At 71.0% G+C, this 8,362-nt stretch carries 10 protein-coding genes, 2 tRNA genes and 2 pseudogenes; 10 read left to right on the forward strand and 4 right to left on the reverse strand.

What is annotated here, in order from left to right; all coding sequences use genetic code 11:
• A pseudogene (locus I53_RS21115) lies at window positions 1–707 on the reverse strand (heavy metal translocating P-type ATPase); the annotation flags it as partial.
• A gap of 500 nt (window positions 708–1,207) precedes the next feature.
• Between I53_RS21115 and I53_RS21120 the strand changes: the two are divergent.
• A complete protein-coding gene (locus I53_RS21120; RefSeq protein ID WP_043354355.1) occupies window positions 1,208–1,549 on the forward strand; it encodes a phasin family protein in 342 nt (113 codons plus the stop codon).
• A 205-nt stretch (window positions 1,550–1,754) separates the two neighbouring features.
• Here the strand turns inward: I53_RS21120 and I53_RS21125 are convergent, their stop codons facing one another.
• Window positions 1,755–2,204 carry a response regulator gene (locus I53_RS21125; protein WP_051044937.1) on the reverse strand — a complete coding sequence of 150 codons (450 nt, stop codon included), beginning with the start codon at window positions 2,202–2,204 and terminating at the stop codon, window positions 1,755–1,757.
• A gap of 303 nt (window positions 2,205–2,507) precedes the next feature.
• Between I53_RS21125 and I53_RS21130 the strand changes: the two genes are divergently transcribed.
• The 8 genes from I53_RS21130 to I53_RS21165 all read left to right on the forward strand — a co-directional run bounded on the left by I53_RS21130 (window position 2,508) and on the right by I53_RS21165 (window position 6,530).
• Window positions 2,508–2,882: a hypothetical protein gene (locus I53_RS21130; protein ID WP_043354357.1), complete on the forward strand. Its 375-nt coding sequence runs from the start codon at window positions 2,508–2,510 to the stop codon at window positions 2,880–2,882.
• 152 nt (window positions 2,883–3,034) lie between these two features.
• Complete coding sequence (gene hpt, locus I53_RS21135) at window positions 3,035–3,601, forward strand: hypoxanthine phosphoribosyltransferase (RefSeq protein WP_043354359.1); 567 nt, start codon at window positions 3,035–3,037, stop codon at window positions 3,599–3,601.
• Between the two features lie 165 nt (window positions 3,602–3,766).
• Window positions 3,767–4,132 (forward strand): response regulator, encoded by a 366-nt coding sequence (locus I53_RS21140; RefSeq protein ID WP_043354361.1) that lies wholly within the window; start codon window positions 3,767–3,769, stop codon window positions 4,130–4,132.
• A gap of 120 nt (window positions 4,133–4,252) precedes the next feature.
• A complete protein-coding gene (locus I53_RS21145; RefSeq protein WP_043354363.1) occupies window positions 4,253–4,585 on the forward strand; it encodes a hypothetical protein in 333 nt (110 codons plus the stop codon).
• 52 nt (window positions 4,586–4,637) lie between these two features.
• Window positions 4,638–5,015 (forward strand): hypothetical protein, encoded by a 378-nt coding sequence (locus I53_RS21150; RefSeq protein WP_043354364.1) that lies wholly within the window; start codon window positions 4,638–4,640, stop codon window positions 5,013–5,015.
• Between the two features lie 73 nt (window positions 5,016–5,088).
• Window positions 5,089–5,163: transfer RNA gene (locus I53_RS21155), tRNA-Thr, on the forward strand.
• A gap of 513 nt (window positions 5,164–5,676) precedes the next feature.
• Window positions 5,677–5,937, forward strand: a complete 261-nt coding sequence (locus I53_RS21160; protein ID WP_043354366.1) for a NepR family anti-sigma factor — start codon at window positions 5,677–5,679, stop codon at window positions 5,935–5,937.
• Window positions 5,934–6,530: a sigma-70 family RNA polymerase sigma factor gene (locus tag I53_RS21165; protein WP_051044938.1), complete on the forward strand. Its 597-nt coding sequence runs from the start codon at window positions 5,934–5,936 to the stop codon at window positions 6,528–6,530. Before I53_RS21160 ends, I53_RS21165 begins: the two co-directional genes overlap by 4 nt.
• 55 nt (window positions 6,531–6,585) lie before the next feature.
• On the opposite strand, the gene I53_RS21170 is transcribed toward I53_RS21165, so the two are convergent.
• Window positions 6,586–7,119: an isochorismatase family protein gene (locus I53_RS21170; RefSeq protein ID WP_043354368.1), complete on the reverse strand. Its 534-nt coding sequence runs from the start codon at window positions 7,117–7,119 to the stop codon at window positions 6,586–6,588.
• 566 nt (window positions 7,120–7,685) lie between these two features.
• Window positions 7,686–7,762 (reverse strand) — tRNA-His (locus I53_RS21175).
• Window positions 7,763–7,983: 221 nt separating this feature from the next.
• Here I53_RS21175 and I53_RS35375 point away from each other — a divergent pair.
• Window positions 7,984–8,362: pseudogene (locus I53_RS35375) on the forward strand (chloride channel protein); the annotation flags it as partial.

Raw genomic sequence — 8,362 nt, forward strand, 5'->3', positions numbered from 1 at the left:
TTCTGGGCGCGGGCGGCCTCGACCAGGCGGACGATCCCGGCATAGGTGCTCTCGGCCGCAGGTCGCTCCGCCAAGAGGGTGAACGGCGTGCCGGCATTCACCGTGCCGCTGAGCACGGGCTCGTTCGCCTTGAGGGTGACCGGAAGCGCCTCGCCGGTCAGGCTCGACCGGTCGAGCACCGCCCGGCCCGCCGCGACCCACCCGTCCACCGGCACGACGTCACCGACACGGACCAGGAGCCGGTCCCCCGGGACCAGCGCCGCGAGGGCGACCTCCTGCAACACACCGCCCTCCTCGCGCAGGGCTGTGCGCGGCTGGCGCGCGATCAGCGCCGTCATCGCCGCCCCGGCCCGGCCCGTGGCATAGGCCTCCAGCGACTGGCCGCCCGCGTACATCAGGGCGATGACGGCACCGGCCAGCGTCTGACCCAGGAGGAGGGCGCTGCCCATCGAGAGAAGGGCAACGAGGTCAAGCCCGACATCGCCGCGCGCCAAGCTCGTCACGACCTGCGTCAGGAGGACGGCCAGGACCGCCAGGGTTGCGAACGCCCAGGCCGCCATCGCGAAATCCGGACGCCCGAGCGCCTGCGCCAGGAGGCCCGCGCAGAGGCCCGCCAGCGGCAGGACCGCCAGCCACCTTCGCACCCGCGTCCCCCACTCGGCGGCCGACCATCCTGTTCCGGTTGAGCCTACCGCCGCCGTGGCCATGTCGAGGGTGCCTCCGTCCGCGCCGCCGAGCTAGGGCCCGCCTGGTTCGCGGGCCTTGCGTTGGATCAAACCGTCCCCGTCGAACCGGGCCGGGCTCAGGCCTGTGGGGCGCGACCACGCCAGGTTCCGGCCCCCGCGATGCCGGCGCACCGACCGGGACGGGGCTGCGGACGACGGTGAATCCGTTGGGCATCGCGGGCTCGGTCCGGCTCTCGACGCGTCGCGTCGGCTTCTCCCTTCGCGACCGGAGCGGGGGAGCGAGGGCCGATCCCCGTGCGCGGACGGGCCGCGGCCTGCGATGCTCGAGAGATCCGGAACTGGCGCCGAGCCTTGGATCGGGGCGCGGGGCGGCGCGTCCGGCGGCGTCCGACCTGTCCGGTCGGGTTTTTCTCAATAATATCTGAGCGAATATTTGTATTGGATTTGAGATATTGATCTGAATCAATGCGCATCGTACCGGAACTTCATTCGTGGCCCGGATGTCGAGACAGGAGATCCCGATGGCTTCTGAGACCGTGACGCCTCTTCAGGCACCGTCGTCCACCGACCCGATGGAGTCCATCAAGGCCGGCCTGGGTACAGGCTTCGGCGCCTGGCGCGCCTTTGCCGTCGATCTGCCGCTGCGCATCGCCACGGAGACGGTGCGCTTCACGGGCTGCCGTCTCCAGGCCCAGGCGGACCATCTGGCCGCGCTCACCCGATGCGGCTCGCTCAAGGATGCGTTCGAGCTTCAGACGGCGTTCCTGACCAGAAGCATGGCCGACTACCAAGCGGAGGCGCGCACGCTGTCGCACGAGGTCGTCGAGGCGGCCTCCGCCGAGGGGGTGTCCAAGGCGGCCTGAGGGGCCGGACCGCCGCGCCATTCCGAGCGCGCCCGTCTCGATGGCTTCTGCTGCGGTGGGGGCAGGACGGGGGCGGCATGATGGGGGTGGCAGGACGGGCCGCAGGTCGATCAGCCGACCCGTTCCGCCCTCCGCCGGGTGTTCGCGCGCCGGCCCGATGCGCGCCGTATTTCGCTCTGGCCGGTCTGGTTTCCGCCGGGTGTGGTCAGGCCGGCTGGGGGAGGGGCGCGGGGCGTGGCGCCGGGGCGGCCTCTCGGGCGGCCTCTCGGGCGGCCTCTCGGGCGGTGTCTCGGGCGGCGTCCGGGGCGAGGAGCCCGAGGAGCGCGTCGAAGGCGAGGGGCTTGTCGACCAGCGGGATCCCGGCGGCGCGGGCCCGGGCGCGGATGGCGGGGTTGGGGTGTCCGGTGATCAGGACCACGGGCACGCGGGCATCGAGGTCGTGGAGCCTGGCGCAGACTTCCAGGCCGTCGAGCCCCGGCAGGACGTGGTCGAGGAGGACGAAGGCCGGGCTCGGCCCCGGGAAGGCGGCCAGCAGTTCCGGTCCGTCCGCGAAGGTCTCGACCCGGAGGCCCTCGCTTTCCAGGAGGAAGCGGGTGGAGTGGAGGACGGCCGCGTCGTCGTCCACCACGTAGATGAGGTCGGGCAGGGCAGGCATGAGGTGTATCGGCGGCTGGTCGGCAGGTTCGTCGGCGGGGCGCCGGTCCGGGTTCGGGACCGCCAGGATGGGGCGCGATCCGGATCCCGGCCTTGACCTGCCTCAAGGCCGGCTCAGGCCAGGCCCGCCAGCACCGCCCAGCGCACCGGCTCCTGCAGGGGACCGGAAGGCGTGTCGTTTCGTTGTCCTCTGGTTTTGTTCGCGGGCATTCCCCGGTTCTGGTGTGGGTTATAGAATTGCCAAATTTGTCCGCCTACGCTCTCGACCGCATGAATTGAATATCGTCTGAGCGTGAAGACTGCCATGAACAGCACGACACAGCAGGATCAACTCGAGATCGTGAGCGCGCTGGCGGCGTCGCTGGCCGATAGGATGCTGATGGAGCGCCTGACCCAGGGAACGCTGCCGCTGGCGAATGCCAGACGCCTCTGGACCGCGTCGCTGCTGCTGGAGGAGCACGAGCGCCCCATTCCCCGCATCGTGGCGGACGTCCTGGAACAGGTGCGGCATGTCGAGCCCGCGGAGGCGCCGGAGGGGATGGACCTGGAGTCCGGGCTGGAGCCCCGACCGGAGCCCTTGCCGGACGTGACGGCCGAGCGGCATGCCGGCGCAGCCGCGCCGCGCCGGCGCCGGCTCACCCGCCTGCTCCGCCCGTTCCGGCAGGGAACCGAGGCCTGACGCTCCCGGCGTCGGCGGATCCTGCGGGCGCGACTTGATGTCGGCCCGCCGTCGTTTCGGATCCGGAGTTTCCCGACGGCGCCCGGGACGCTAAGACCCTCTCCAGTGCGGTGGCGGATCCCGTCCCGCGAACGGGCTTCGGGATACGAGTGATGAGCACCCCTGAACGGCGCGTCCGGACCCTGTTCGACGAGGCGGCCATCGCCAGGCGCAACGATGAACTCGCCCAGGAGATATTGGCTGCCGGGCCCGAGGACCTCCTCGTCGTGGCCGTGCTCAAGGGAAGCTTCATGTTCGCGGCCGACCTGCTCCGGTCGCTCCACCGGGTCGGCCTCGCGCCGCAGGTCGAGTTCGTGCACCTGTCGAGCTACCGTACGGGGACCGTGTCCAGCGGTCAGGTCGAGATCCTGCGCGACGTGCAGAGCGAGGTGCGCGGGCGGGATGTGCTGCTCGTGGACGATATCCTGGAATCGGGCCGCACCGTCGTCTTCGCCAAGGACCTGCTGATGGCCCGCGGCGCCCGGCGCGTCCTCACCGCGGTGCTGCTGGAGAAGCCCGGCAAGCGCGCCGTGACGATCGACGCGGATTTCGTCGGCTTCGTCTGCCCCGATGTCTTCGTCGTCGGCTACGGCATGGATGCCGCGCACGCCTTCCGGCAGTTGCCCTTCGTGGGCGTGGTCGATTACGGGGATGGCGGCCCGGATCTGTTCGATGCCTGACTGAGACGCCGCGGCGCGGCATTTTCGCCGCGCTGCACGGCAGGATTGACGATTCGACGTGCGACGTCTTGACAGGCGGCAAATTCGCCTGTGTCTGTCGACGTTTGGGCGTCCGCATCATCGCGACGGGGCGCTCGCGGGCTTCGGGGACGATCACGGGACCACATGGCGCGCATCCTCCTGGTGGATGACGAAGAGACCGTCCGGGGCTTCCTCAAGCGGGGGCTGGAGATCGACGGCCATGCGGTCGTCACGGCCAGCGATGGCAGTGACGGGCTCGATCGCCTCAACGAGGCCGACGGCGGCTTCGATCTGATGCTCACCGATATCCGCATGCCGCTCATGGACGGCATCGCGCTGGCCCTGGCGGCCAAGCGCGATTTCCCCGACCTGACCATCCTGCTGATGACCGGCTTCGCCGATCAGCGCGAGCGCGCGCGGGGGCTCGATGCCATCGTCACCGATGTCCTGACCAAGCCCTTCTCCCTGGCGGATCTGCGCGCCACGGTGAAGCGGGCGCTGGCGGCCTGAGGCGACCGGCCCGGCGGGACAGTCACCCGTTCAGACGAACTTAAACATTTCCCTTAGGTTGAGCTTCACGAAGGCGTGCCAGTCTGCTCCCGACTGGATCAGACCGAGTGCGCCCTCGCCATGTATCGCCGGGACCGGGACATCGACGCGGCAGCCTATCAAGCGGACCGCTATGCCTGGGAGCCGGACGATGCGACCTGGCGGGCGGATCGGGACGAGCCGCAGCGGGCACGCAAGGGCTTTTTCGGGCGGCTGTCTTCGCTGATCAAGATCTCCGTCCTTGCGGTGCCGGCGGCGCTGTTCCTGTATGGCAGCTTCGCCGATTGCAGCGGCCGTCCGGCGGCGGGCTGGCTCGGCCTCGTCGGGGCCGGTGCCTGCGCCCGCAACGAGATGCTCGGCAACGTCCTCTCGATCCAGGACAACCTCGCCCTCCTGAAGCGGCTCATCAACTGAACCTTCGGCGTGTCGTGCCGCCGCGCTCTGCTCCGCTCCCCGTGAGTCCGCCATGTCCAGCCGCCCGCTTCTTCCCGCCGCGTCCGAAGGTGCGTCCGATGCCCTCGAGGAGGCGAAGTTCCGCGCCCGCATGGCACGGGTCGGCCCCGAAGCGGCGAACCGTCCCCCCCGCGGGAGCCGGGCACCCGAACGGGGACGCCGCCTCCGGCTCGGCTGGAAGGGCTGGCTCGTCGTCGACAGCTTGGTCGTGCTCCTGGTCGTCGCGGGGGTGGTGGCCTGGCCGCCGATCCAGGCCTGCCGATACCAGGACCAGACGGTCGGCTTCTACGCCGGCGATTCCGTCGGGAAGTGCATCCGCCGCGGCATCGCCGACCGCCTCGATACCGCGGACCAGCGCTTCAAGCGCCTGATCCGCCGCTCGGGCCAATGAGGCGGGCCGCCGCAATTCTTCGCGCCCCTCGGGTTGAGCGGCGGCACGGCGGCTGGTAGCAAGCGTCTCGCGAGCCGGTGTAGCACAGCGGTAGTGCAGCGGTTTTGTAAACCGAAGGTCGGGAGTTCGATCCTCTCCACCGGCACCAGACGTTTTCCGCACGATCAGAGTGGGTTGGGCCTGCTCCCGGAGCGCGGCGACCGCTCTCCTCACGCAGCGGTCGGGACAGCACCCCTCCGAATCGCCTTCCCCTGGAAGGAGCCCGGGACCGGGTCTGCCGTCGACGGGCCCGCGCGCGGGGGCGCGCCAGGACGGGTCTGGTCGCGGCCCGTTCGGCTTCGGGAGGAGCGAGACCGCGCCCGGTCGGACAGGCGGCCCGGAGCGCGGTCAGCGTCCGTTCAGGTGCCTCCGCGCATCCTCGGTACAGCCAAGCTGAAGACAAGTATTTCTGAATTGTAACTGAGTATATATTCTGAAAATTCGGCCCAAGCTGGGCCATTTGATAATTAAAATTAGATGAATGCGCAGTTCAGAGCCGATTAAATCCGTCGCGCCTACCAGCCCTGCCGGACAGCGATGAGATGCGTCTCCGCCGCGCCGAGACCGGTCCGGCGGAGGCCGGGCCTCCGGGGCCGCATCGGGCACGGCAGGGGGCGCGACCATGTCAGGGAACGAGGACGATCGGGCGAGGGCGGGCTCCGCTGGAGCGCCGGATGCGACCGAGGGATGCGCCGCGGTCGGGCCGCGCCCGGCGCGGCGGGCCGGTGCGCCCGGTCGTTCGATCGACGGCGCGGCGCGGGACCGGATCGGGCGCGGCCTGCGCCTGCACTACGCCGGGGTGCTGGCGCTGCCGATTCCGGACCGGCTCCGGACGCTGCTCGACGACCTCGCCGCCTGCTCCGACACGGAGGCCTCGCAATGACCCTGATGCTGCAAGCCGCCCCCGCGGGGAGCGGATCCGGTCCGGCGCCCGTCGGGGCCGATGCCGAGATGCGCGACCTCCTTCTGGGCGCGATCCCGGCCCTGCGGGCCTTCGCGTTCTCGCTGACCTACGACCTCGACCGCTCGGACGATCTCGTGCAGGACACGCTGGTGCGCGCGTGGATCAACGCCGCCAGCTTCCGCCGCGGGACCAACCTGACCGCGTGGCTGTTCACGATCCTGCGGAACCTGTTCTACTCCGAGCAGCGCAAGCGCAAGCGCGAGGTGGAGGATGCCGACGGCGTGCATGCCGGGCGGCTCAGCGCCCTCCCGGAGCAGGAGATCCGGATGGAGATGGCGCAGTTCCAGAGCGCCCTGAACCGTCTGCCGCCGGCTCAGCGCGAGGCGCTGGTCCTGGTCGGCGCCCAGAGCTTCACCTACGAGGAGGCCGCGGCGATCTGCGGCGTCGCCGTCGGCACGATCAAGAGCCGGGTCAGCCGCGCCCGGATGCGCCTGATCGAGGTTCTGGGTATGAACGGCGCCGACGATATCGGTCCCGACGCGCAGACCCGTGCGGCCCTGGACGGTCCCTAGGCCGCTTACCGTCGAAGGGGATGCCGGCTCGGCGGGCCGGGAGCCGCGCCGGCGCCTACTTGATGAGCGTCACGATCTCGCGGAACCGCGGGTGGCGCGCCGTGCCGAGCCACTCGAACACCACCATCTCGGTGGTGACGATCTCGGCCCCGTGGGCGGCCATCCGGGTGAGCGCGGCCGCCCGGCTCTCCGTCTGCCGCGAACCCACGGCATCGCACACCACGCAGGCGCGGCGCCCGGCCTCGAGAAGCCCCAGAACAGTCTGCAGCACGCAGATATGCGCCTCGCAGCCGGTGACCACGAGGTCCCGATCCGCGGGCAGCCGCTCGAGGAAGCCCGGCGTCCGGGTGGCACTGAAGCTCATCTTGGGGAAGGCCGTCCCGGGCTCGGGCGCCAGTTCCGGCACGGTGGGGCCGAGGCCACCGGCATTCTGCTCGGTGACCAGGATCGGGACGTCGAGGCGATGCGCGGCGGCGGCGAGGCGGCCCGTATTGGCCAGGATTCCGGCTCCGTCGGCGATCACCGGCATCAGCCGGACCTGAACGTCGATGATCAGGAGAAGCGAGCGAGCGGGATCGATCAGGGGCATCGGTTCGGATCTCGCATGGGGCGCGCAAGCCGGAACGGGTTCGGTCGGACGTCCGGTCCGCTCATGTGGTGCTGCGGCTGCCTGCCTGCCGGATTGGGCATGCCGGACCATCGGCCGTCCGCTCACCGAGGCCGGCGACCGCGCGACCCGGCACCCGTCCGATCCGGCAGGCGTGCCCGCGAGGCCGATCGGACGTGCGATATCCGACGCGGGCTGTGGTCGCCACCGCTGCCGGCCGGAGGGCGGGGCGCGCCCCCACTCTCCCGACGGCCTGGGGCGCCTCAAGGGTGATGCGAGGCCGGGCTGCTGCCGCTGCACCATGGCGTCCATCCCGGGCCGGCTCGCCCCGCATCCGCCGTCGCGCTAGGCCATCCGCGGTGAACGGTGGACGATCTCCCGCACGCCGCGCCCAACCACGCCTGAGACCGTCGGGATCGCCCAAGCTGTGCGGTCGTCCCGAGACGCTCGTCCGGCGAGAACGCCGGATCCGGGAGGCGCCGGACGCATCCCCCCAAGCAAAAGGGGCCGGCGATCCGCCAACCCCTTGCGCTGTCGAGCTGAATGAATGGTACCACCGCCCCGGCTCGAACGGGGGACCCCCAGATCCACAATCTGGTGCTCTAACCAACTGAGCTACGGCGGCACTGGCGCGGGGTGTATCGTGGGCCGCGGCAGTTTTCAAGGCGATGTGTGCACGGGATTTCGACTCCGTGGATAGCGTCGTCCGGCTCCCCCGCGCCGGGCCGGCAGCGCCCCTGCGGCACGCGCCCGTTTGCAACGGGATCGACCCCGGCTGTAACTGCGACGGCGGAGTCGAGGCGTCGACCCCGCCGATCGAACCGACCGGAGGCGAAGAGGCGGACCGTGAGCGCGCGACAGCCAGCGGGCGCCGGCGGGGGCAGGGCGCCCGGCGAGGGATCGGCCGATGTCCCGGCCCGATCGGCCGTCCGGCCGAGCCGGCGGACCCGTCGCCGTTGGGCCGGGATCGGCCTCATCCAGGCCCCCGGACGGCTGCGCAGCCTCGTTCGCCGGAGCGAGGGCGGCCTCGTCGTCCTGGCGACCCTGGTGGGCTGCGTCGCCGGCGTGGCGGTCTCCGCCATGACCTGGATCACCCAGACCCTGCGCGAGGGGCTCTACCAGCTGCCCGCGGGGGCGCGCCTCAGCGCCGTCGATGCCGTGTCGCCGGGGCTCCCTCTCGTGGGGCCCTGCCTGGGCGGCGGCGTGCTTCGGCTGCTCATCGTCG

The organism is Methylobacterium sp. B1, from assembly GCF_000333255.1.
In the GTDB taxonomy this organism is placed as follows: Bacteria; Pseudomonadota; Alphaproteobacteria; order Rhizobiales; family Beijerinckiaceae; genus Methylobacterium; species Methylobacterium fujisawaense.

Bases quoted from the DNA above. Each gene is read 5' to 3' on its own strand.
- I53_RS21120 (WP_043354355.1), top strand. From the start codon at position 1,208: ATGGCTTCTGAGACCGTGACGCCTCTTCAGGCACCGTCGTCCACCGAC.
- I53_RS21125 (WP_051044937.1), bottom strand. From the start codon at position 2,204: ATGCCTGCCCTGCCCGACCTCATCTACGTGGTGGACGACGACGCGGCC.
- I53_RS21130 (WP_043354357.1), top strand. From the start codon at position 2,508: ATGAACAGCACGACACAGCAGGATCAACTCGAGATCGTGAGCGCGCTG.
- hpt (WP_043354359.1), top strand. From the start codon at position 3,035: ATGAGCACCCCTGAACGGCGCGTCCGGACCCTGTTCGACGAGGCGGCC.
- I53_RS21140 (WP_043354361.1), top strand. From the start codon at position 3,767: ATGGCGCGCATCCTCCTGGTGGATGACGAAGAGACCGTCCGGGGCTTC.
- I53_RS21145 (WP_043354363.1), top strand. From the start codon at position 4,253: ATGTATCGCCGGGACCGGGACATCGACGCGGCAGCCTATCAAGCGGAC.
- I53_RS21150 (WP_043354364.1), top strand. From the start codon at position 4,638: ATGTCCAGCCGCCCGCTTCTTCCCGCCGCGTCCGAAGGTGCGTCCGAT.
- I53_RS21160 (WP_043354366.1), top strand. From the start codon at position 5,677: ATGTCAGGGAACGAGGACGATCGGGCGAGGGCGGGCTCCGCTGGAGCG.
- I53_RS21165 (WP_051044938.1), top strand. From the start codon at position 5,934: ATGACCCTGATGCTGCAAGCCGCCCCCGCGGGGAGCGGATCCGGTCCG.
- I53_RS21170 (WP_043354368.1), bottom strand. From the start codon at position 7,119: ATGCCCCTGATCGATCCCGCTCGCTCGCTTCTCCTGATCATCGACGTT.